This window comes from Lysobacter sp. CA199, from assembly GCF_052078715.1.
Lineage (GTDB): Bacteria > Pseudomonadota > Gammaproteobacteria > Xanthomonadales > Xanthomonadaceae > Lysobacter.
In genome coordinates, this window is the sequence record NZ_JBQJIL010000001.1 from 185,334 (window position 1) to 206,793 (window position 21,460).

Below are 21,460 nucleotides of genomic sequence, written 5' to 3' on the forward strand. Positions count from 1 at the left end.
TCGAAACGACGACATCTTTTGTGAGAGGGCTTTACTCCCGATACGACCCGACCTCGGTCGGGGCTGAAGGCCCCTCCCACAAAAGACTTCGAAGCGACGACATCTTTTGTGAGGGGGCTTTACTCCCGATACGACCCGACCTCGGTCGGGGCTGAAAGCCCCTCCCACAAAAGACCTCGAAGCCGCGAAATATTTTGTGGGAGGGGCTTCAGCCCCGACACCCGAAGCGACGACAACCCCCGACCTTGCCATCCCTCAAGGAGCCGCCAATGGCCAAGCCCAAGAAGACCAAGCCCGCCAAGGGACTCAAGTCCAGCTATCCCTATTACCTCGCCAATCGCCCGGTCGCGGCCAACACCGATCTGGAGGTGTTGGACAAATACAGCGGCAAGCGCGCCACCCGCGTGGCGATGGCCGACGCGGCCGCGGTGCGCAAAGCCATCGTCGCCGCGCACAAGGCCCGCGAGGCGATGGAGCGGTTCACTCCCGACCGCCGCCGCGATGTGCTCGAACATTGCGTGCGCCGCTTCACCGAACGTTTCGAAGAACTCGCCCTGGCCCTGTGCATCGAAGCCGGCAAGCCGATCAAGGACGCGCGCGGCGAAGTCACCCGCCTGATCGACACCTTCCGCATCGCCGCCGGCGAGGCCACCCGCATCGACGGCGAGATCATCGAACTGCAGATTTCCGAACGCACCCGCGGCTACCGCGGCATGGTCAAGCGCGTGCCGATCGGTCCGTGCAGCTTCATCACGCCGTTCAATTTCCCGCTGAACCTGGTCGCGCACAAGGTCGCTCCGGCGATCGCCGCCGGTTGCCCGTTCGTGCTCAAGCCGGCGATCAAGACGCCGGTCGGCGCGCTGATCATCGGCGAGGTGTTGGCCGAAACCGATATGCCCGAAGGCGCGTTCTCGGTACTGTGCTGCTCCAACGAGGACGCCTCGTTACTGGTCGAGGACGAGCGGATCAAATTGCTGAGCTTCACCGGCGGCCTGATCGGCTGGGATCTCAAATCGCGCGCGGGCAAGAAGAAGGTCACCCTGGAACTCGGCGGCAATGCCGCCTGCATCGTCGACGCCGATCCCGGCGCGAGCCTGGATCACGTGGTCGAGCGCCTGGTGTTCGGCGCCTACTACCAGAGCGGCCAGAGCTGCATCAGCGTGCAGCGCATCTACGCGCATGCCGACATCTACGACAAGCTGCGCAAGAAACTCAAGGCCGCGATCGGCGGGTTGCGCATGGGCGATCCGCGCGATGAGAAAACTTTCATCGGGCCGGTGGTGGACGAAGACGCCGCCAAGCGCATCCAGTCGTGGATCGACGCGGCGGTAAAGGCAGGCGCCAAGCGCATCAACGCCGGGCCGCGCACGGGCAACATGATTCCCGCGACCTTGCTGGAAAAGGTGCCGCACGATTCCGACCTGTACCGCAAGGAAGCCTTCGGCCCAGTCGCCCTGATCGAGCCCTTCGACGATTTCGACAGCGTGCTCACCGAAGTCAACGACAGCGACTTCGGCCTGCAGGCCGGCGTGTTCACCGGCCGCCTGGATCACGCGATGCGCGCCTGGGACCGTCTCGACGTCGGCGGCGTTATCGTCGGCGACGTGCCGAGCTTCCGGGTCGACAACATGCCTTACGGCGGAGTCAAGGATTCCGGCCAGGGCCGCGAGGGCGTGCGGTATGCGATCGAGGATATGAGCGAGCAGCGTTTGCTGGTGATCCGCGATCGCGTCGGCTGAAACCAGGCCCCTCTCCTGCTTTGCGGGGTGAGGGGCCGCGCTTGCGAGCCACCGGCTCGCGCGGCACCGAACGCCCGAACGCCACGCGTTCGGGCCGGGCACGGGTTGGGGTGAGGGCCGGCCCACCGCGCTGCCCTCATCCGCCCTATCGGGCACCTTCTCCCGCAAGCGGGAGAAGGTGCCCCGACCCACGCAAAAAAATTCTCGCCCCATCAACCCCACCCGCCATACCGGCCCGTTCGACTTCCCAGGTCCACACACCAGGGAAGCCGTCATGCAAGCCTCGCGCCGCTCGTCGTCCGTCCGTTGTTCCGCCCATGCTCTGAGCGCCGCGCTGCTGGCCGCGCTGGCCTTGAGCGCCTGTCAGTCCTCGGGCGACATCAGTTCTTCTTCCTCCGCCAAGAACCGGGCCGACGCCCAAGCCCATCACGCACCACCGGCCCCGGTCAATGCACCGGCCAGCGAAGCGGCAGCGAGCGCCACGGTGGCGACGGCCAATCAGTTTCTGAGCGCCCCCAGCGAACCGGCGAAATCGGTCGGCGCCTACAAGGCCGGCGCGTCCGGCCAGACCGCGCCGGCGGGACACGAATCGCTCACCCTCGATAGCGTCGTCGCCACCGGCGCGCCGGTCGACGCGCGCGCCAAGCAAGAGCGTCGCGAGGTGAAGCGAATGGCGCTGCAACCAATGCCTTCGGCCCTGTCGGCCGGGATCGCCCCGCCGCCGCCCGCGCCGCCCTATTACTCGCAGCCGGCCAACACCGAGAAGTACGCCGAACGCGAAGACAACCCGGTAGTGCGCGCCAGCGAGCAGCCGCTGTCGACCTTCTCCATCGACGTGGACACCGGCAGCTACGCCAACGTGCGGCGCATGCTCAACGACGGCCAGCGCCCACCCGCCGACGCGGTGCGCGCGGAGGAGTTCATCAACTACTTCGACTACGGCCACGCCGCGCCGGCTTCGCCGGCCACGCCGTTCAAGGTCTCCACCGAACTGGCGCCGGCGCCGTGGAACGCGCAGCGCCAACTGCTGATGATCGGCATCAAGGGCTATGACGTGCCCAAGCAGACCTTGCCTCCGGCCAATCTGGTGTTTCTGATCGACACCTCCGGTTCGATGAACTCCCCAGACAAGTTGCCGTTGCTCAAGAGCGCGTTCGCGATGCTGGCCAAACAACTGCGCGCGCAGGACCGCATTTCGATCGTGGTCTACGCCGGTTCGGCCGGCCTGGTGCTGCCGCCGACGCCGGGCGATCGTCAGCAGGAGATTCTCGATGCGCTCAGCCGCCTGGAAGCCGGCGGCAGCACCAACGGCGGCGACGGCATCCGCCTGGCGTATGCCACGGCCAAGCAGGCCTTCGTCAAGAGCGGCGTCAATCGCGTGATCCTGGCCACCGACGGCGATTTCAACGTCGGCACGGTCGACAACAACGCGCTGGAAACCTTGGTCTCCGATCAGCGCAAGAGCGGCATCGCCCTGACCACGCTGGGGTTCGGCACCGGCAACTACAACGACCAGCTCTCCGAGAAACTGGCCGACGTCGGCGACGGCAATCACGCTTACATCGACACCTTGCAGGAAGCGCGCAAGGTGCTGGTCGAGGAGATGGGTTCCACCCTGATGACCATCGCCCGCGACGTCAAGATCCAGATCGAGTTCAATCCGGCGCAGGTCGCCGAGTACCGTCTGATCGGTTACGAAAACCGTCTGCTCAAGCGCGAGGATTTCACCAACGACAAGGTCGACGCCGGCGACATCGGCGCCGGGCACGAGGTCACCGCGTTGTACGAGATCACTCCGGCCGGCTCACAGGCCACGCGGCTGCCGGCCTTGCGCTACGGCGAAAAGACCGCGACCGCCGCCGGTAAGGACGGCGAGATCGCCAATCTCAAGCTGCGCTACAAGCGTCCGGGCGAAGACCGCAGCCAACTGATCGAAACGCCGGTGCTGCGCTCGGCCCAGCGCGCCGTCGCCAGCGATCCCATGCGCATGGCCGCCTCGGTGGCCGCCTTCGCCGACGCCTTGCGCGGCGGCAGTCAGTACGACGGCTGGGGCTGGGATCAGATCCTCGCCAATGCGCGCGGCGTGCGCCTGGACGATCGCTGGGGCCAGCGCGCCGAGTTCGTGCGCCTGGTCGAACGCGCCAAGGCGCAGATCGGCGAGCTAAAGCCGGCCAACGGCGTGGCGGTGAGCGAGTAACTCGGCGGGCGAGCGGGAGCGGTGCGATGGGCCAGGGACGGCCCGATTCCGATCGCAGCGGTGCGGGTGGGTCGGAGTGATTGGTCTTTCGCGCCGGTCCGCAATTTCACCATTATTTAGCCGCGGTCGCGGCTTGCGCCGCTCCTACACTCGCAAACGCGGCCGCTCCTGCATCGTGTAGGAGCGGCGCGAGCCGCGACCAAGGTGGCGCAAGCCCGCCACGCAACACCAAGACCCAAACTGAAATCCTGCGCTCAAGCGTCGCCGGTGCCCGTGTGTTCGACGAAGTCAGGCTCGTCGACTCCGGTGCCGGCGACGCCCTTTTGCGCGGTCACCGGATCGATCGCCGACACGGCACCGTCCGTCTCCGCCGCAACCAGGCGCGACTCGCCGCTGACCCGTTCGGCCGGATGCCCGAACAGATAGCCCTGGCCGTAGGTGCAGCCCAGTTCGCTCAGGATCGCGCGTTGGGCCTGGGTTTCCACGCCTTCGCCGATGGTATGGATGCCCAAGGTGCCGGCCAGCGCCTGGATCGCGCGCACCACCGCGACGCTTTCCGGGCGCGATTCGCCGACCAACCCTGCGACGAAACTCTGATCGATCTTCAGACACTCGATCGGGAATCGATGCAAATAGGACAACGCCGAAAACCCCGTACCGAAATCGTCCAACTGCGCCAATACCCCGTGGTTGCGCAGATTGCGCAGCATCCGCAGCGCCCTCGGCACGTCGTCGAGCAGCGCGACCTCGGTGATCTCGATGCGCAGACGGCGCGGATCGGCGCCGGCTTCGTCGATCATGCGCAGCAAACGGTCGGCGAAATCGCCGGAACGGAAATGCCGCGGCGAGACGTTGACCGAGATGTAGCCCTGCCCGCCACGCGCAAGCTCCGTCACCACCCGGCCGTAGAGAATCCAGTCGGCCTCCTCGATCAGGCCGCTGTCCTCGCCCAGGCCGATGAAGTCGCGCGGCAACAACAGGCCGCGCTTCTCGTGGCGCCAGCGCAACAGCGCTTCGTGGCCGATCAGCGATTGATCGTCCAGACGCACGATCGGCTGGTAGTAAGCGATGAACGCATCGCCGTTGATCGCCCGGCGCAGGTCCGCTTCCAGATCGAGGATGCGCATGGCCTGCTCGCGCATTTCCTCGTCGAACACCGCCAGCCGGCCGCGGCCGGCGCCCTTGGCGCGGTACATCGCCGCGTCGGCGTCGCGCAGCAGTTCGGTGCCGTTGCCGTAGCGCGGATGCCACAGCGCGATGCCGATGCTGGCCGAGGGAAACACCTCGCGCCCGGCCACCCAGCACGGCTCGCCGAGCGAACGCAGTACGCGCTGGGCCAGGTCTTCGGCGACCATCAGCCCGTCGATGCTCTCGATCAGAATCGCGAACTCGTCGCCGCCCAGGCGCGCGACCGTGTCGTTGCTGCGCACGGTGTTGACGATGCGGCGGCTGCTTTCGATCAACAGCTCGTCGCCGGCCGAATGGCCGACGCTGTCGTTGACCAGCTTGAACCGGTCCAGATCCAGAAACAGCACGGCGAACGCGCGGTTTTCGCGCTTGGCCCGGGCGATCGCCTCGTCGAGCCGTTCCAGCAGCTGCCCGCGGTTGGGCAGCCCGGTCAGCGCATCGTGCAGCGCCTGATGGGTGAGCTTGAGCTCGGCGCGCACGCGTTCGCCGATCTGCGCGACCAATTCGGCATTGGTGTGGGCCAGCTCGCGGGTGCGGGTGGCCACGCGCTGTTCGAGTTCGCCGTGCGCGGTGACCAGCCGGTCCTGCGCCTGCTTGCGCGCCAGACCGATGCTGATGTGGTGGGCGACGAAAGTCAGCAGTTCCTGGTCGCGCGCGTTGAAGCTGATCGCGCGCGAATAGCTCTGGATCGCGATCACCCCGACCACCGCGTCGTTGCGGTACAGCGGCACGCCCAACCAGCAATGCGCGGCCGAACCGTGGCTGCGCACTTCACCGCGGCTGTTGAGCTCGGCGATGCGGTGGCGGTCGGCCAGCAGCGGCTTGCCCTGGCGGATCACGTATTCGGTCAGGCCGTCGGCGAGCCGGCGAGTCTCGCGGATCACGTCGCGCTCGTCGATCGAATATGGAAACTGCAGGCGCTCGCCGTCGTCCGACAGCAGCGAGATATAGAAGTTGCGCGCGTACAGCAGCTCGCTGACCACGTCGTGGACCTGGGAATAGAAGCGCTCCAGGGTGTCGGAGGTGATGGTCAGCTCGGCGATGCGGAACAGCGCGCGCTGCAGGCGCTCGGAGCGCTGGCGCTCGATGATTTCGGCCTGCAGGTCGCGGTTGCTCAGCTGCAGCGCGTAGGTGCGCTCGGCGACGCGGCGTTCGAGTTCCTCGCGCGCGCGGAAGCGGTCCAGCGCGGTCAGGATGTGTTGGGCGACGAACGACAGCAGGGCGCGGTCTTCGTCGCCGTAGCTGCCGGCGGTGTCGTAGTTCTGCACCACGATCGCGCCGCACACGCGCTCGTCGCGGCGCATCGGCACGCCCAGCCAGTCGGCGCTGTCGGGGCCGTGACGTTCGTCGTGGGGCACGTTCAACTGTTGGCGCAGGTCGGCCGAACTGCCCTGCAGCGCCTCGCCGTGGCGCAACAACGCCAAAGTCAGGCTGGTCGGCATGTCTTCGCCGCGGATGGACTGCAGCGGATTGGCCACGTACGGGTCGTAGAGATCGGCGAAATACAGGAACCGCATGGTGTCGGCGACATCGTCGTAGAGCACGATGTAGAAGTTTTCCGCGTACATCAGCCCGCACACCACGCCGTGGATGCGGCTGAGCAGGTCGGTCATCTCCAGCCCCGAACCGGCCAGATCGGCGATCCCGTACAGCGCCTGCTGCAGGCGTTCGGATTTTTCCAGCGCCTCGGCGCGGGCGTGGGCCCGGCCGGCGGCCAGGTCGGCGCTGACGATCCGCCGCGCCATCGCCAGCCAGGCCGCGCGCAGCGGCGCGGTCAGCGCCTGCGGCATCTGCGCGACGATGCTGGCGCGGCTGCGGTCTTCCAGCCACCAGGCCGCTTCGATCCGGTCGGCATAGCGGTCGTCGGAGGCGCCGATCGCCGGCGGATCGCGCTCGAGCAAGCACCGCGCGGTATCGCGCAGACCGGCCTCGGTGCCCTGGGTGAACGATTCCCACACCCGCCCGGCCGTCGCGCGCCAGCACACCACCACCTGCGACCCCGCCGGCAGGGCCTCCTGCAGGGCGCAGGCCAGGACCTCGCCCGCGGACGTTTCGCTCACCGCTGCCGCTTGCATTGCATCATTACGCACCGGATCGCCGCCTCTTACGCAGGGCGCAGGATAACGCGAGCTTTACATGTTCGGCAGACCGCAACCCCGCTGGCGGTCCCGAACCGTTATTCCGAACATGCTACTGGCCCTGCGCTCATCGCTATACGACGCCCCACCGGCGCGCAAGCGCTTCCCGTCGGCGCCTTCTGGCCGTACCCTGCCGCGAATGAATTCCGGTGCCGACGCGAGCGACGACGTGCTGATGCTGGCCTGGACGGCCGGCGACGCAGCCGCGTTCGAGCTGCTCTACGCGCGCCACCGCGGGCCTTTGTACCGCTTTTTGCTGCGTCATATCCGCGACTCGGCGCTGGCCGACGAGTTCTTCCAGGACGTCTGGCAGCGCGTGATCGGCGCGCGCGACGGCTGGAAACCCGATGCGCAGTTCAGCACCTGGCTGTTCCGGATCGCGCACAACCGCCTCAACGACTACTGGCGCGGCCTCAAGCACCGCCCGCCGGCGCCCGAAGACGGCGATGAGCGCGCCGCGCGCGTGCCCGATCCGACCACGCCGGAGCGCGAACTGTCCGAATTCGAACAGCGCCGCCGCCTGCAGCGCGCGATCGAGGAATTGCCCGAGGAACAGCGCGAGGTGGTGCTGCTGCGCCTGGAACAGGAACTGAGCTTGGAGGAGATCGGCGAGATCACGGGGGCCGGCCGGGAAACGGTGAAGTCCAGGCTGCGGTACGCGATGGACAAACTTCGCGCGAGGTTGACCGAATGAACCGCCGTCCCGACGCTCCCGATCCGCTGTCGCCGGAAGAACGCGATCTGGCCGAGCGCCTGCTGCGGCTGGGTCCGCACGAAGGCCCCTCGCCCGCGCTCGACGCCAGGATCCTCGCCGCCGCGCATGCCGCGGTGGCGCAGGCCCCGCGCGCGCGCGCGAAAAAACAACGCTGGCCGGCCTGGATCGGCGTGGCGGCGTCGCTGTCGCTGGCGGTGGGTATCGCCTGGCAATTGCGGCCGATGGACAAGGCAGCGGAGGCGATGAGCGAGGAACAGGTCGCGATCGACGCGCCCGCCGCGGCTCAGGCGGCCGCCGCGGACCCGGCCGATGCGATGATCGCGGAGGATTCGACGGTCGCCGCACCGGCGCTGCCGGTAGCGCCGGACATGGCCGATTCCGCGGATGCGGCGGCCAGCGCCGCAGCGCCGGCGATCGCCGAGGCGCCGTTGCCTGCCGCCGCGCCGAAAGAGGCGCCGCGCGCGATCGCACCGCCGCCGCCTCCGCTGGAGAACGCACGAGCCCAACGCAGCCGCCTCAAAGCCGAAACCGCGACGGAAGCGAAAACGCATCAGGCTCCGCCCGAGCCGGCGTACTCGCGCAGCGTCGAACGCCGCGATGCGAAGACCTTTCCCGCTCCGGCCATTACGCCGGCGGCGCCTGCGTCCATCGCCGGCCTCTCCGCACCTGCCGATTCAGCACCCGCCGGTGCGGCGGCCGCGCAGAGCGCCCCCGCACCGGTATCGACAGCGGCACCGCTGGCGCGCGACAGCGCCAAACCTGACGCCGCCTCGGCCAAGTCGCGCAACGCCGCGACCCACCCCGCGCCGGCGTATGCGCCGCCTGACTCGACACCCGCCGCGCAATCCCAATCGGCGTCCTCCAACACCGCCGCCGAAGCTTCGCCGCGCGGCGAAACCAACGCGTTCAAGGCCCAAGCCCCGCCGGCCACCGAAAAAGAAGCCACCACGCTCGATCGCGTCGAGATCACCGGTTCGCGCCTGGGCAGCGGCGAAGACGAGCGGCGCCTGCCGGCCGAGCAATGGCTGGAGCGCATCCGCGAGTACCGCGACAACGGCCAGACCGAGCGCGCTCGCGAAAGCCTGCGCCAATTCCGCGTCGCCCATCCGCGCAGCCGGATCCCGAAGGATCTGCGGCCGTTGCTCAAATGAGCTCGGCCAGCGGCGGCCCATCCGTCGCGTGGCGCCCGCACCCGGCCGCCTGAGACGGCGATGAGCGCCACCACCCTGGCCGAACGCGCCCGCCACGCGATCGAGGTCAAGCACAGCCGTTTCCTGGCCCTGGCCGCGCCGGTGGCCTCGCCCGAGGCTGCGCTGGCCTTCGTCCAGGAAGTCTCCGATCCGGCCGCCACCCACAACTGCTGGGCCTACCGGATCGGCGCCCAGTACCGCTTCAACGACGACGGCGAGCCCTCCGGCACCGCCGGTCGACCCATTCTGGCCGCGATCGACGGCCAGGGCTGCGATGAGGTGGTGGCCGTGGTCACGCGCTGGTACGGCGGCATCAAGCTCGGCGCCGGCGGGCTGGTCCGCGCCTACGGCGGCGCGGCCGCCGAATGCCTGCGCCTGGCGCCGCGGCGGGAACTGGTCGTCTACGCTGAGCTGGACCTGGCCTATCGGTTCGAAGATCTCGGCGCCGTGCACGCGGCGCTGAACGCATTCGACGCGCAAAAGGGCGCCGAACGCTTCGACGCCGACGGCGCGCAAGTGCGGATTCGCCTGCCGGCGTCGCAGTCGGCCGCCTTGAAAGCGCAGTTGCGCGACGCCACTCGTAACCGCGTACGACTGAAATCTCCCGGCGAAGCTTCGCCCGGCGGCGATCAGCCCGGCGAACCGCCCTTCTCCTGATGACTGCGATCCGATGACCGATGCCAGCGCTGGCCCGAAGGCCGCCCCCCGCCGCGACAAGGCCCCGATCGGCAGCCTGCGCACCTTGTGGCCGTTCGTAAACGAGCACCGCGCCTTGTTCGTGGCCTGGCTGCTGTCACTGGCCGCTTCCAGCGCCGCGACCCTGAGCTTTCCGGCGGCGTTCAAGACCATGATCGACCAAGGCTTCGCGCAAAGCGCGGCCGGCGGCGGAACCGGGGCGATCGACAGCGCCTTCCTGCTGCTGTTCCTGGTCGCCCTGGGCCTGGCCCTGGCCACCGCGGCGCGGTTCTACTTCGTGTCGGTGCTGGGCGAGAAAGTCGTCGCCGACCTGCGCGAACGGCTCTACGCTCATCTGATCGGGCTCGATTCGGGTTTTCACGACCGTAACCGCAGCGGCGAGCTGGTCTCGCGCCTGACCGCCGACGCCGAGCTGCTGCGCAGCGTGGTCGGTTCGAGCATGTCGGTGGCCTTGCGCAGTTCGGTCACGGTGATCGGCAGCCTGGCGATGATGTTCGTGACCAATCCGCGTCTGGCCGCGTATTCCCTGCTCGGCATTCCGCTGGCGGTGCTGCCGATCGTCGCCGGCGGACGCAAGCTGCAGCGCATCTCGCGCGCCAGCCAGGACCGCATCGCCGACGCCAACACGCTGGCCGCCGAATCGCTCGGCGCCGTGCGCACGGTCCAGGCGCATGCGCGCGAACCCTACGAGCGCGGCCGTTTCGGCGATTCGTTGCGGGTCGCGATCAAGGCCGCGCGGCAACGCATCACCGCCCAGGCCTGGGTCACCGCGATCGCCATCACCCTGGTGTTCGGCGCGATCATCCTGGTGCTGTGGTCGGGCGCGCACGACGTCATGGCCGGTCGGCTCACCGCCGGCACGCTGGCCCAGTTCGTGCTGTACGCCCTGATCGGCGGCGGCTCGATCGGCGCGCTGGCCGAGGTCTGGAACGATCTGCAACGCGCCGCCGGCGGCATGGGCCGGATCAGCGAACTGCTCAACGAAGAAAGCGCGGTGCAGGCGCCGGAACATCCGCAAACCCTGCCCGAACCGCTGCGCGGCGACATCGTGTTCGACCACGTCGGCTTCCACTACCCGCAGCGCCCGGACCTGCCCGCGTTGCAGGATTTCAGTCTGCGCGTGCGGCCCGGCGAGACCGTCGCCCTGGTCGGGCCGTCGGGCGCGGGCAAAAGCACGGTGTTCTCGATCCTGCTGCGCTTCCATGATCCGCAACAAGGCGCGGTACGGGTGGACGAGGTGGACGTGCGGTCGGCCGATCCGGGCGCGCTGCGCAGCCGCATCGCCCTGGTGCCGCAACAGCCGGCGATCTTCGCCACCACCGCGCGCGACAACATCCGCTACGGCCGCCTGGATGCCAGCGACGAGGAAGTCGAACAAGCCGTGCGCGCCGCGTACGCGACCGACTTCATCCAGGCTTTGCCCGAAGGCTTGTCGACCCAGCTCGGCGAACGCGGCGCGCGCCTGTCCGGCGGCCAGCAGCAACGCATCGCGATCGCCCGCGCCCTGCTCAAGGACGCGCCGATCCTGTTGCTCGACGAGGCCACCAGCGCGCTCGACGCGCAGAGCGAACGCGCGGTGCAGCAGGCGCTGGAAGCCTTGATGGAAGGCCGCACCACCCTGGTCATCGCCCATCGCCTGGCCACCGTGCTCAAGGCCGACCGGATCGTGGTCATGGACCGCGGCCGCATCGTCGCCGAAGGCACGCACGAGCAATTGCTCGCGCAGGGCGGTCTGTACGCTGAGCTGGCCAAACTGCAGTTTCTGGACTGACTGGTTTTTGGACTGGCCGCTTCCGGCGGCAGTGGCGTTACCGGTGTGCATATTCAAAGAAAAGACGCCCCGCGATGCGGGGCGTCGATATCGCGAAAGTGCGAACCGCGATCAGTTGGTGACCAGGGTCAGGCCGTATTTGGTCAGCAGCGGATTGAGCGGCTGGAACCAGGTCCGGCGCTGCGCCTCGGCCAACGTACAGTTTTCCTTGGTGTCCGACTTGACGTTGCCGCCCGAGGTCACGCCCTGAGCCTGGCCCTGCGGCGTGATCCACGAACCGCCCGAATCGCCGCCGCCGGCGCAGGCGGTGCTCTCGGTCAGTCCGGTAACGCGGCTGAAGAGACCATAGTTCACGCTCACGTTCTTGGCGCGCACGGTGCCGCACTTGTAGAAAGTGGTGCGGCCGGAGCGGCACACCGCCGCGCCGATCGCGGCCTCGGTGCTGCCCTTCACCGCCACCGAGCCGCTGTTGTAGTCGGTGACCTTACCGGCCAAGGTGTGGTCGGCGTTGATGGTCACCCAGGCCATGTCGTTGCCCGGGAAGTTCGAGGCGGTGAAGGTGCCCAGCGGAATTTCGTCGGCCCTGGGGCCGACGTTCACGGCAACGCCGGCCGCGCCGCAATGGCCCGCGGTCGCGAATCCCCTGGCAGTGCCCTTGGTAACGGGGAAACCCACGGAACACACGCCATACCTTTTCTGGCCCTCGACCATCACCGGCCAGCTGTATTCGATGCCGCCCACGACTTCGGCCAACAGTTGCGGAGTATTGTGCTCGGTTTCGAAGCGAACAGCCGAAGCGTCCGCGCCGCTGAAAGCGACGAAGTCGATGGCGTCCGTGTCGGCGCCCGGAGCCACACTGACCACCACCGAGTTGGTGAGCGGATCCACGCGCCAGGAATGCACGCCGCTCAGCGGCTTACTGACACCAGCCACACGCGAGCCCGCATGCGCTTCCAGCGCGGAGAACGCATTCTCCAACTGGCGCAGGCTGTGGCGCACATTGCGCACTTCCACGCCGCCCAGGTCGCGCGCGGCCTTGCCGGTGCCCGAGCTTGCGACCACGAACTGATAGCGGCCATTGGCCTTGCGTTCGATCCAACTGCCGGCGTAAGTCGAACCCAGCGCGCGCTTGGCCGCGCCGCCTCGCTGCAGCGAGAGCCGTTCGGTCTGCAGGTATTGCGGAAGTTGCTTGGCGGAGATGCCCAGATCGCGCTGCATCGCCTGCCGTAGCCGTACATCGATCGCATCGGTGGCAGAGGCCGCGCCACACGCCAGCGCGCCCGCCGACGCCAATCCGAGCAACGATGAACGGACCAGCAGGCGGCGTGCAGTGTAGGTAGCAGTCATGAAAGAACTCCTGTGTACTCGAAGGAAGAGCCAGCCGTGCTGGCGCGTATGGTGCCGCGGGCCGCATCGCCGCTCTCGATACTTGCCGAGAGCGCCACGACGTTCTCGCCGGGCATTCCCAGGTAACGGGATAGACAGATTCCATACAATCGAACCGCCGCCGAGAATCGGCTCGAAGCCATGCGCCGGGTCACAGAACCTTCGCGAATCAGACGAGTACTAATCCCGATTCATAGCGTGAAACGACGACGATGCGAGCAGCTCGGAGAAAAACCGCGTGATGCAGGTGCTTGGCAAGCACACCGAACGATCCGCATCGGGCTCGATTCCGGTTTTCGCGACCGCAACGCAGCAGCGAGCAGGTGTCGCGGCTGACCGTCGACGCCGGGTTGTCGCGCAGCGTGTTCGGTTCGAGCCTGTCGGTGGCGCCACGCAGTTCGGTCTCAGTGGTCGGCAATCTGGCGACAAGGCAAAATGCATCCACAACTACGAACAGGTCACCCATGCTGAAGATTCTGCTGCTTCTGGCCGTCATCATCGCGCTGGCGATTCTGCCGGTGCTCTACACCGCGCGCGCGGTCGGCGCCGAACGCGCCAGCGTGGGCTGGGTCGTGCTGTGCCTGGTGGTGCAGTCGGCGCTCACCAAAGCCTTCGAAAGCTTCGCTGTGTCCGAACCCTTGGCCACGATCCTGGGATTTCTCGGCTCGGCGCTGGTCTATCAGTTGCTGCTGCAGACCACCTTCGTCAAGGGCCTGATCATCAGCGCGGTCAGTACCGCCGTGGTGCTCGTCGGCGTCGTGTTGATGGCGGCCGCGCTGAGTTGATCCGGCTGAGTTGATCCGGCGCGACCGGATACGGCGCGACCGATCGCTGTCGCGCAATCGGACGCAAGACGCCCCGCAGATGCGGGGCGTCGTCTACTGCGGATCCGACTCGGTTCCCTGCCGACTCAACTCTTGACCAGGGTCAGGCCGTACTGAGTCAGGATAGGATTCAAACGTTCGAACCAGGTCTTGCGCTGCGCCGCCGCAACCGCGCAGTTGTCGTTGGACCCGTTGGGCAGCGAACCGCCGGAGGTCACGCCCTGCGCCTGGCCGGCGGCGGTGATCCAGGAACCGCCCGAATCGCCCCTGCCGGTGCACACGTTGGTTTCGGTCAAACCGCTGACGATGCCTACCCCGTAATTCACCGATACGTTCTTGGAGCGGATGGTGCCGCACTTGTAACCTGTAGTGCGTCCCGACCGACACAGCGCCGCGCCGACCGCGGCCTCGGTGCTGCCCTTCACCGCGACGGTGCCACCAGAATAGTTGCTGACGTTGCCGGCCAGGGTGTGCGTGGCGTTGACCGTGACCCACGCGCGATCGTTGCCCGGGAACTTCGACGCGGTGAACGTGCCGAGCGCGGCGGTGCCGATGTTCACCGCCTGGCCGGCTGCGCCGCAATGACCGGCGGTGACGAAGCCCTTGACCGTGCCCTTGGTAACGGAGAAGCCCACCGAACAAACGTAAGTGCCGTCGGGCTTGGGAATGCGGTACTCGATGCCGCCGCGCACGGTCGCGGTCGTTTGCGGCACGCCGGTGTCGGTCACAAAGCGCACCGCACTGGCGTCGGCGCCGCTGAAGGCGATCAGGTCGACGGCCTGTTCGTCGGCGCCCGGCGCCACCGCGACCACGACGCTGTTGCTGGTCGGATCGACGTACCAGGAGTTAACGCCCGTGAGCATCTTGCTGATACCGGCCACGCGACCGCGTGCCTGCGTATCGAGCGCGCTCTGGATCGACTGGAGTTGCTTGAGGCTGTGGCGGACATGACGCAGTTCAGCACCAGGCAGATTCGCCTTCTTGCCTGTGCCCGAGGTGGCGACCACGACCTTGAACGAGCCGGCCTCGTCGCGCTCGATCCAACTGCCGGCGAAGCTTGAAGCGAGCTGGCGTTTGCCCTGGGCATCCAACGTCTGGCTCAGTTGTTCGATCTTCAAGTACTGCTGCAATTGAGCCGAGGACAGGCCCAGATCGCGTTGCATGGCGGCCTTGAGCACTGGTGCGACTTCATCGCCCGCACTGGCGGCGCCGGAAGCGAGCACGGCGCAGACCGCGCCGGCGAGGGACAACGAGCGTGGCAGCTTGGATACCGACATTGAGAACTCCTTAGGTTGACGAGGGCTTTGCAGATGAACGCCATGGGCGAATCACACGGCGTCGTTGCGATCTCGATCCACCACGCCGCGCAAACAGCGATCGTGCGAACCGATTTCAGATAACCGCCTGCATCGCGTAATGACAACCTCGATCGAAGCAGCGATTCGGCTAAAACAATGTGCGCGATCACAAGAAACGATATCGAAAAGAAACTTGCGTGCAAAATCCACAAGCATTCCTGCACGCTCGTCAGGGCGAAACGCGCCGCGCACTCGTATAAACACAACGCCCCGCACAAGGCGGGGCGTTGCGGTTTCGATCCGAAGCGCAGATATCGATCAGCCGGTCACCAGACTCAAACCGTACTGGCTCAGGATCGGTCCGAGACGCTCGAACAGACTGGTGCGCTGCGCCGCCGGAATACCGCAGTTGTTGCCGTTGGACTGCACGTTGCCGCCCGACATCACGCCCTGCCCCTGGCCGGCGCTGGTGATCCACGAACCGCCCGAATCGCCGCGGCCCATGCAGGCGTTGGCGTTGGTCAGGCCGCGCACCGCGCCTTCGGCGTAGTTGGCGGTGACGTTCTTGGCGGTGATGTTGCCGCAGCGATAACCGGTGGTGCGGCCCGAGCGGCACACCGCCGCGCCGACCGCGGCTTCGGCGCTGCCGCGCACGGTGACGTAACCGCTGCCGTTGGCCACGCGCGGCAACAGCGTCTGCGCACTGGTCAGGCTGACCCAGGCGCGATCGTTGCCCGGGAACACCCGCGCGGCGAAGGTGCCGACCTGGGCGCCGCCGATGCGCGCGACCGCGTTGACCGTGCCGCAATGGCCGGCGGTGACGAAGCCCTTGGTGGCGCCGCGCGTGACCGAGAAGCCGACCGAACACAGGCTCGCGTTGTTGATCGAGTATTCGATGCCGCCGATGATGTTGGCGGTGGTCTGCAACTGGCCCGGCGAGGTTTCGATGCGCACCGTCGCGCTGTCGGCGCCGCTGAGCGCGACGAAGTCCACGCCGGCGTCGGTGGCGCCTTCATCGACCTTGACCACCACCGCGTTGCTGCGCGGATCGACGTACCACGACTGCACCCCGGACAACGGCTTGCTGATGCCTTTCACCCGCGCGCTCGCGCCGCTGTCGAGCAAGTCCATCGAATGCTGCAACTGCTTGAGGCTGTGGCGCACCGTGCGCAACTCGACCCCGGCCAGCGTGGTCGATGCGCGCGCGCCCGCGCTGGCGGCGACGAAACCGAAGCTGCCGTCGGCCTTGCGCTCGATCCAGCTGCCGGCGAACTGGCCGCCGAGTTCGCGTTCGATCGCTGCGCCCTGGGTCTGGGCGAGTCTTTCGGTTTGCAGGTACTGCGCGATCTGACCCGGGAATATGCCCAGGTCGCGCTGCATGGCGAATTTCAGTTCGGGGCCGACTTGATCGGCGGCCAACGCGGCGCCGGAAGACAACGCGGCGACCGCGGCCGCGACGCAGAAAACGGAAGCGCGCACGAACGAGCGGCGCGAACGGGATTTCGATACGGACATGCGAAGAACTCCTGAAAGGGTCTGACATGGGGATCGATGGAATGAAGCCGGACGGCTTCTCGACGCCGTTGCGTTAACGGCGGCCTGAATCGGCTGGTCGCGTGCACGCGCCGCCTGTGAGGCCGTCCCAGCTAAAAAGATGTGTCTTCTTTGTGCAAGATGCGCACGCAAGGCCAAGTCACACGCAGAGTCCGAGGCGCGTCACAAGAACACTTATTGGAATAACCCGATGAACCAAACCGGGCGCGAATGCGTCGCGGTATGTGGCGATTTATTCGGATGTTGCGATGCAGCGGAATCGTTCGCGTTACTGCGCGATGCGGTGCCGGCCACGGTCGAATGCGCTTACGGCGCGGGCGCTTGTTCGCTCGGGTCGTAGATATCGAGGATCAGCTCGATTCCGCGTTCGCCCAGCAGACGCAGATTGCGCGAGCCGATGCCTTCGCCGTCGTTGCTGCTGCCCATGAACAAGCCGCAGAACAGATCCAGTTCGAAGCGCGACTGCAACTGCGCCCACACCGCGGGATCGTCGCTGAGCTGGGCGAACAAGGCTTCGATCTGCGCCTCCAGATCGCCGGGTTCCCGATCCTCCGCCTTCAAGCGCCACGATCCGGTCTGAGCGATGCGCTCTCGCCCGGTTCTCTTGCATACCCAGATGGTTTCGCCCTTGATCTGCGACTGCGACGGCTGCGTGCCGAGCAAGGCGCTGACTTCATCGGGGATCAGATCCTCGCCCCATATCCGCAGACAGGCCGTGGTGTGGTGAAGCGAAGGCATGCGTGTGGGTTCCTGTGGCCGCCGCCCCTTGTCCGCGGACGCGGCACTTCAGCGCAAACGCGTTGCCGTTGCAATCACCTGAGTTTTAGCGCGCGGAACCGTCGCTAGGATCGTCGGCCATCGCTTCGCAGTGCCGAACCGACCGCCGCAAGATCGGCAGCGATTCAATGCGCGCGGATTCAATCTGCGCGTTTGAACTCGCTCAGCAGCCAGACGCTCAGCAGGCACAGGGCGAACGCACCCGCGCCGCGGCTCAACCAGAACAGGGCCAAGGAGAAATCCGACCCGTGCGCCGGCGGCGGTATCGCGGCCAGCGCGATCAGCGCCAGCGCCTGGGATTTACGTGAACCACGCATGGCGCACCTCCCGCGACGGCCCGGATGGCCGTCTCATCCGACCTTACACCCATCCACGCTAGCTTGGGATGACCCCTTCCGGAACAGGCGACGGCCGGTATCGCGACTCGGCGAGAATCGCCCGGCCGCACGGATTCAGGGTTTCGACCGATGATGAAGCGATATCTCAACCTCAGCGGCGACTCCGGTGTACGCGCCTATCTGCCCGGGCCGGATGCGATCGCGGTCGAGTTCCTCGACGGCACGGTCTATCTGTATACCGCCGACAGCGCCGGTATCGACTCGATCGCGACATCGCACAGATTGCGCAAGTTTCGATGGCGTTGAATCCGCGCGATCGCGGCCCGCGCCGCTCCTACAAGGGCTTCGCCGGACGGCGATGCCACGGCCACTGGCTGTAGGAGCTGCGCAAGCTGCGACCGCGACATCGCACAGATTGCGCAAGCTCCGATGGCGTTGAATCCACGCGGTCGCGGCTCGCGCCGCTCCTACAAGGGCTTCGCCGGACGGCGATGCCACGGCCACTGGCTGTAGGAGCTGCGCAAGCTGCGACCGCGACATCGCACAGATTGCGCAGGTTTCGATGGCGTTGAACCGGCGCGGTCGCGGCCCGCGCCGCTCCTACAAGGGCTTCGCCGGAAGGCGATGCCACGGCCCATGGCTGTAGGAGCTGCGCAAGCTGCGACCGCGACAACGCACAGATTGCGCAAGTTTCGATGGCGTTGAATCGGCGCGGTCGCGGCTTGCGCCGCTCCTACAAGAGCTTCGCCGGAAGGCGATGCCACAGCCACTGGCTGTAGGAGCTGCGCGAGCTGCGACCGCGACATCGCACAGATTGCGCAGGTTTCGATGGCGTTGAATCGGCGCGGTCGCGGCTTGCGCCGCTCCTACAGGGGCTTCGCCGGACCGCGATGCCACGGCCACTGGCTGTAGGAGCTGCGCGAGCTGCGACCGCGACATCGCACAGACTGCGCAGGTTTCGATGGCACTGAATCGGCGCGGTCGCGGCTCGCGCCGCTCCTACACGCGCCGGATCTTGGCGTTACGGATCGATCCTGATCGGCACGCCGTTCGGCACCAGGCTCCATATCTCCTCGATCTGCTCGTTGGTCACCGCGATGCATCCGTCGGTCCAATCGCGCCGATACCCCGCCGGCGTACCGCCGTGGATCATGATGTCGCCGCCCGGATCGACCCCGAGCGTGCTTGCGCGCTTGCGATCGGCCGGGTCGGGATACGACACCCGCAGCGACAGATGAAAGCGGCTGTTGGGATTGCGGCCGCTGATCCGGTAATTGCCTTCGGGCGTGCGTTCGTCGCCCTGCTGGCGTTTGGGTCCGGTCGGCGCGTCGCCGAGCAGGATCGGATAGGTGCGGATGACCATGTTGTTGCGCAGCAGCTGCATGCGCCGTTCGGACTTGTCGACCACGATGCGGTCGGCGCGCGCCGCGGCCGGCGCCATCGCCGGCGGCGTGCGCGCCCAGGCTGGCGCGCACGCCGACACGAGGGCCCAAAGCGAAAACGCCAAGACTTTGTTCATGCCGGCAGCGCTCCTTGCGCGATCGCTTCGAAATCCAGGTCGCCCGGCAAGGTGCCCAAGCCCAGTCCGTGCGCGCCGTCGAGCCGGCTGCGGCAGAACGCGACCGCATTGGGGCTGTCGGCGGCGAACAACAGCGCCGCCTGTAAAACCAGCGCCAACCGCTCGACCCACAAGCGCATCTGGCTTTCCTGCGGCGGCGCGCGGCCGGACAAGGCCTCGCCGATCTCGCCGATGCGCACATCCAGGACCGGATGACGTCCGCGCGCGCGTTCCAATTCGGTCAGCACGGCCTGCCCGGCCTCGGGTTCGCGCGTGAGCGCGCGCAGCACGTCCAGGCATTGGATGTTGCCGCTGCCTTCCCAGATCGAATTCAACGGCGCCTGGCGATACAGCCGCGGCAGGATCGATTCTTCGACGTAACCCGCGCCGCCCAGGCATTCCTGCGCCTCGTTGACGAAGGCGGGCGCGCGCTTGCAGATCCAGAACTTGCCGATCGCGGTGGCGATGCGCGCGAACGCGGCTTCGCCCGGGTCGCGCGGCGCGCGGTCGATCGCGCCGGCGACGCGGATCGCCAACGCGGTCGCGGCTTCGGATTCGATCGCCAGATCGGCCAGCACATTGCGCATCAGCGCGTGATCGGCCAGCGGCTTGCCGAAGCTGCGGCGATGGCGGGCGTGATGCAACGCCTGCGCCAGCGCCATGCGCATCTCGCCGGCCGAGCCGAGCATGCAGTCCAGGCGGGTCAGCATCACCATCTCGATGATGGTCGCCACCCCGCGTCCTTCTTCGCCGACGCGCTGCGCCCACGCGCCCTGGAATTCGACTTCCGAAGAGGCATTGGACCAGTCGCCCAGCTTGTCCTTGAGCCGCATCAGCCGCAGCGCGTTCTTGCCGCCGTGCGGATGCCAGCGCGGCATCAGGAAGCAGGTCAAACCGTCGGGCGCCTGCGCCAGCACCAGGAATCCGTCGGACATCGGTGCCGAAAAAAACCACTTGTGGCCGACCAGTTCGTATTCGTCGTTACCAATCGGCGTGGCGACCGTCTGGTTGGCGCGCACGTCCGAGCCGCCCTGTTTCTCGGTCATACCCATGCCGAGGGTGAGCCCGGCCTTGTCGCCGCCGGCGACATCGCGGCCGTCGTAATGCGGCGCGGCGGCCTTGCGCATCCATTCACCCAGCGCCGGCGCGTGACGCAGCACCGGCACCGAGGCGTGGGTCATGGTCAGCGGACAACTGGTGCCCGGCTCGACCTGATGGTGCAGATAGCTCAGCGCCGCGCGCGCGACGTGCGAACCAGGGCGCGGGTCGTGCCAGGACAGGCCGGCGACGCCGTGCTCGACGGCCGCACTCATGATCGCGTGGTAGTTCGGATGGAATTCGACCAGATCGACGCGATGGCCATAGGCGTCGTAGTTGCGCAGTCGCGGCTTGTCGCGGTGTGCGTCGAAACTCAGCGCGTAGAGCTCGCCGCCGGCGAGCGCGCCGTAACCGGCCAGCTGCGCGGCGAAGCCCTCGCCGCCTTCACGGCTCACCGCGCCGCGCAGCGTGGCGTCGTCGCGCCACAGATCGCGCGGTGCGAACGCCGGCGGCTGATTCTCGACCCGATGGGTAGCGAACGGGGGCAGCGTGAGCATCATCAGCTCTCCGTGCTGGGATGGCTGGATTCTAATGGGAATCGATGAGGTGGGTGTGTGGTGGGTGCGCGCTCTCTTTCAGCTCGGCATTCCGAAGAAGACGGGCTTAGTTTTACTTCGGCAGAGCCAAACGTTCAGAGACTTCAGAGCCATCTTCCAGTCCGTCATTCCCGCGAAGGCGGGAATCCAGAGACTTCAGCGCTATCTTTCCAGGTCGTCATTCCCGCGAAAGCGGGAATCCATTGACTTCAAACGTTCTCGCACGAAAGGCACTGGATTCCCGCTTTGGCGGGAATGACGGACTGGAAGATGGCTCTGAAGGCTCGGGAGGTTCGGCTCCGCCGAAGTAAAACGGCGCCCGCCTTCGCGGGAACAACGAACTGGAAGTGCGCGGCAAGAAGCGGGCAAGTATCGAAAACGCGCAGCCTCATGCATCGGCGCGAAACTCTCTCACACCCCACCGCTGGGGTCCCACAAAAAAAGAAAGGCCCCGCCG

General features: G+C 67.1%; 17 protein-coding genes. 8 read left to right on the forward strand and 9 right to left on the reverse strand.

Features of this window, described 5'->3' with window-relative positions:
- The first annotated feature begins 269 nt into the window (after positions 1 to 269).
- Positions 270 to 1,739 (forward strand): aldehyde dehydrogenase family protein, encoded by a 1,470-nt coding sequence (locus ACTOWJ_RS00825; RefSeq protein WP_441332682.1) that lies wholly within the window; start codon positions 270 to 272, stop codon positions 1,737 to 1,739.
- A gap of 274 nt (positions 1,740 to 2,013) precedes the next feature.
- Complete coding sequence (locus tag ACTOWJ_RS00830; RefSeq protein WP_441332683.1) at positions 2,014 to 3,936, forward strand: vWA domain-containing protein; 1,923 nt, start codon at positions 2,014 to 2,016, stop codon at positions 3,934 to 3,936.
- Between the two features lie 254 nt (positions 3,937 to 4,190).
- Here the strand turns inward: ACTOWJ_RS00830 and ACTOWJ_RS00835 are convergent, their stop codons facing one another.
- Complete coding sequence (locus ACTOWJ_RS00835; RefSeq protein WP_441332684.1) at positions 4,191 to 7,199, reverse strand: EAL domain-containing protein; 3,009 nt, start codon at positions 7,197 to 7,199, stop codon at positions 4,191 to 4,193.
- Between the two features lie 202 nt (positions 7,200 to 7,401).
- On the opposite strand from ACTOWJ_RS00835, the gene ACTOWJ_RS00840 reads away from it, so the two are divergent.
- The 4 genes from ACTOWJ_RS00840 to ACTOWJ_RS00855 are packed head-to-tail and all read left to right on the forward strand — an operon-like array spanning position 7,402 to position 11,634.
- Positions 7,402 to 7,956, forward strand: a complete 555-nt coding sequence (locus tag ACTOWJ_RS00840; RefSeq protein WP_441332685.1) for an RNA polymerase sigma factor — start codon at positions 7,402 to 7,404, stop codon at positions 7,954 to 7,956.
- The gene (locus tag ACTOWJ_RS00845) at positions 7,953 to 9,128 is read left to right on the forward strand and encodes a hypothetical protein (protein ID WP_441332686.1); all 1,176 of its coding nucleotides are present in this window, start codon (positions 7,953 to 7,955) and stop codon (positions 9,126 to 9,128) included. Before ACTOWJ_RS00840 ends, ACTOWJ_RS00845 begins: the two co-directional genes overlap by 4 nt.
- A 60-nt stretch (positions 9,129 to 9,188) precedes the next feature.
- Positions 9,189 to 9,824, forward strand: a complete 636-nt coding sequence (locus tag ACTOWJ_RS00850) for an IMPACT family protein (RefSeq protein WP_441332687.1) — start codon at positions 9,189 to 9,191, stop codon at positions 9,822 to 9,824.
- A 13-nt stretch (positions 9,825 to 9,837) separates the two neighbouring features.
- Complete coding sequence (locus ACTOWJ_RS00855) at positions 9,838 to 11,634, forward strand: ABC transporter transmembrane domain-containing protein (protein ID WP_441332688.1); 1,797 nt, start codon at positions 9,838 to 9,840, stop codon at positions 11,632 to 11,634.
- A gap of 111 nt (positions 11,635 to 11,745) precedes the next feature.
- Here ACTOWJ_RS00855 and ACTOWJ_RS00860 read toward each other — a convergent pair whose 3' ends face one another.
- Together ACTOWJ_RS00860 and ACTOWJ_RS00865 are read right to left on the reverse strand one after the other, a co-directional pair.
- Complete coding sequence (locus ACTOWJ_RS00860) at positions 11,746 to 12,981, reverse strand: S1 family peptidase (RefSeq protein WP_441332689.1); 1,236 nt, start codon at positions 12,979 to 12,981, stop codon at positions 11,746 to 11,748.
- A gap of 208 nt (positions 12,982 to 13,189) precedes the next feature.
- On the reverse strand, positions 13,190 to 13,486 hold the full coding sequence (locus tag ACTOWJ_RS00865; protein ID WP_441332690.1) for a hypothetical protein: 297 nt from the start codon (positions 13,484 to 13,486) through the stop codon (positions 13,190 to 13,192).
- On the opposite strand from ACTOWJ_RS00865, the gene ACTOWJ_RS00870 reads away from it, so the two are divergent.
- A complete protein-coding gene (locus ACTOWJ_RS00870) occupies positions 13,485 to 13,805 on the forward strand; it encodes a hypothetical protein (protein WP_441332691.1) in 321 nt (106 codons plus the stop codon). The two genes, ACTOWJ_RS00865 and ACTOWJ_RS00870, sit on opposite strands and share 2 nt — an antisense overlap.
- A gap of 125 nt (positions 13,806 to 13,930) precedes the next feature.
- On the opposite strand, the gene ACTOWJ_RS00875 is transcribed toward ACTOWJ_RS00870, so the two are convergent.
- The 4 genes from ACTOWJ_RS00875 to ACTOWJ_RS00890 all read right to left on the reverse strand — a co-directional run bounded on the left by ACTOWJ_RS00875 (position 13,931) and on the right by ACTOWJ_RS00890 (position 17,790).
- A complete protein-coding gene (locus ACTOWJ_RS00875) occupies positions 13,931 to 15,121 on the reverse strand; it encodes a S1 family peptidase (RefSeq protein ID WP_441332692.1) in 1,191 nt (396 codons plus the stop codon).
- 339 nt (positions 15,122 to 15,460) lie between these two features.
- Positions 15,461 to 16,657, reverse strand: a complete 1,197-nt coding sequence (locus ACTOWJ_RS00880) for a S1 family peptidase (RefSeq protein WP_441332693.1) — start codon at positions 16,655 to 16,657, stop codon at positions 15,461 to 15,463.
- A 345-nt stretch (positions 16,658 to 17,002) separates the two neighbouring features.
- Positions 17,003 to 17,434, reverse strand: a complete 432-nt coding sequence (locus ACTOWJ_RS00885; RefSeq protein ID WP_441332694.1) for a DUF4279 domain-containing protein — start codon at positions 17,432 to 17,434, stop codon at positions 17,003 to 17,005.
- Positions 17,435 to 17,613: 179 nt separating this feature from the next.
- On the reverse strand, positions 17,614 to 17,790 hold the full coding sequence (locus ACTOWJ_RS00890) for a hypothetical protein (RefSeq protein WP_441332695.1): 177 nt from the start codon (positions 17,788 to 17,790) through the stop codon (positions 17,614 to 17,616).
- Between the two features lie 150 nt (positions 17,791 to 17,940).
- Here ACTOWJ_RS00890 and ACTOWJ_RS00895 point away from each other — a divergent pair, with 150 nt between their 5' ends.
- Positions 17,941 to 18,117: a hypothetical protein gene (locus ACTOWJ_RS00895; RefSeq protein WP_441332696.1), complete on the forward strand. Its 177-nt coding sequence runs from the start codon at positions 17,941 to 17,943 to the stop codon at positions 18,115 to 18,117.
- Between the two features lie 715 nt (positions 18,118 to 18,832).
- Here ACTOWJ_RS00895 and ACTOWJ_RS00900 read toward each other — a convergent pair.
- Both ACTOWJ_RS00900 and ACTOWJ_RS00905 read right to left on the reverse strand, forming a co-directional pair.
- Positions 18,833 to 19,330 (reverse strand): L,D-transpeptidase family protein, encoded by a 498-nt coding sequence (locus tag ACTOWJ_RS00900; protein WP_441332697.1) that lies wholly within the window; start codon positions 19,328 to 19,330, stop codon positions 18,833 to 18,835.
- Positions 19,327 to 20,967 (reverse strand): acyl-CoA dehydrogenase family protein, encoded by a 1,641-nt coding sequence (locus ACTOWJ_RS00905; protein WP_441332698.1) that lies wholly within the window; start codon positions 20,965 to 20,967, stop codon positions 19,327 to 19,329. The genes ACTOWJ_RS00900 and ACTOWJ_RS00905 overlap by 4 nt, the downstream gene beginning before the upstream one ends.
- Positions 20,968 to 21,460 lie beyond the last annotated feature (493 nt).

Excerpts from the sequence above, each read along its gene's own strand:
- ACTOWJ_RS00865 (WP_441332690.1), bottom strand. The coding sequence starts at position 13,486 with ATGGGTGACCTGTTCGTAGTTGTGGATGCATTTTGCCTTGTCGCCAGA.
- ACTOWJ_RS00880 (WP_441332693.1), bottom strand. The coding sequence starts at position 16,657 with ATGTCCGTATCGAAATCCCGTTCGCGCCGCTCGTTCGTGCGCGCTTCC.
- ACTOWJ_RS00860 (WP_441332689.1), bottom strand. The coding sequence starts at position 12,981 with ATGACTGCTACCTACACTGCACGCCGCCTGCTGGTCCGTTCATCGTTG.
- ACTOWJ_RS00845 (WP_441332686.1), top strand. The coding sequence starts at position 7,953 with ATGAACCGCCGTCCCGACGCTCCCGATCCGCTGTCGCCGGAAGAACGC.
- ACTOWJ_RS00855 (WP_441332688.1), top strand. The coding sequence starts at position 9,838 with ATGACCGATGCCAGCGCTGGCCCGAAGGCCGCCCCCCGCCGCGACAAG.
- ACTOWJ_RS00825 (WP_441332682.1), top strand. The coding sequence starts at position 270 with ATGGCCAAGCCCAAGAAGACCAAGCCCGCCAAGGGACTCAAGTCCAGC.
- ACTOWJ_RS00895 (WP_441332696.1), top strand. The coding sequence starts at position 17,941 with ATGATGAAGCGATATCTCAACCTCAGCGGCGACTCCGGTGTACGCGCC.
- ACTOWJ_RS00830 (WP_441332683.1), top strand. The coding sequence starts at position 2,014 with ATGCAAGCCTCGCGCCGCTCGTCGTCCGTCCGTTGTTCCGCCCATGCT.
- ACTOWJ_RS00890 (WP_441332695.1), bottom strand. The coding sequence starts at position 17,790 with ATGCGTGGTTCACGTAAATCCCAGGCGCTGGCGCTGATCGCGCTGGCC.
- ACTOWJ_RS00840 (WP_441332685.1), top strand. The coding sequence starts at position 7,402 with ATGAATTCCGGTGCCGACGCGAGCGACGACGTGCTGATGCTGGCCTGG.
- ACTOWJ_RS00835 (WP_441332684.1), bottom strand. The coding sequence starts at position 7,199 with ATGCAAGCGGCAGCGGTGAGCGAAACGTCCGCGGGCGAGGTCCTGGCC.
- ACTOWJ_RS00905 (WP_441332698.1), bottom strand. The coding sequence starts at position 20,967 with ATGATGCTCACGCTGCCCCCGTTCGCTACCCATCGGGTCGAGAATCAG.
- ACTOWJ_RS00885 (WP_441332694.1), bottom strand. The coding sequence starts at position 17,434 with ATGCCTTCGCTTCACCACACCACGGCCTGTCTGCGGATATGGGGCGAG.
- ACTOWJ_RS00900 (WP_441332697.1), bottom strand. The coding sequence starts at position 19,330 with ATGAACAAAGTCTTGGCGTTTTCGCTTTGGGCCCTCGTGTCGGCGTGC.
- ACTOWJ_RS00875 (WP_441332692.1), bottom strand. The coding sequence starts at position 15,121 with ATGTCGGTATCCAAGCTGCCACGCTCGTTGTCCCTCGCCGGCGCGGTC.
- ACTOWJ_RS00870 (WP_441332691.1), top strand. The coding sequence starts at position 13,485 with ATGCTGAAGATTCTGCTGCTTCTGGCCGTCATCATCGCGCTGGCGATT.
- ACTOWJ_RS00850 (WP_441332687.1), top strand. The coding sequence starts at position 9,189 with ATGAGCGCCACCACCCTGGCCGAACGCGCCCGCCACGCGATCGAGGTC.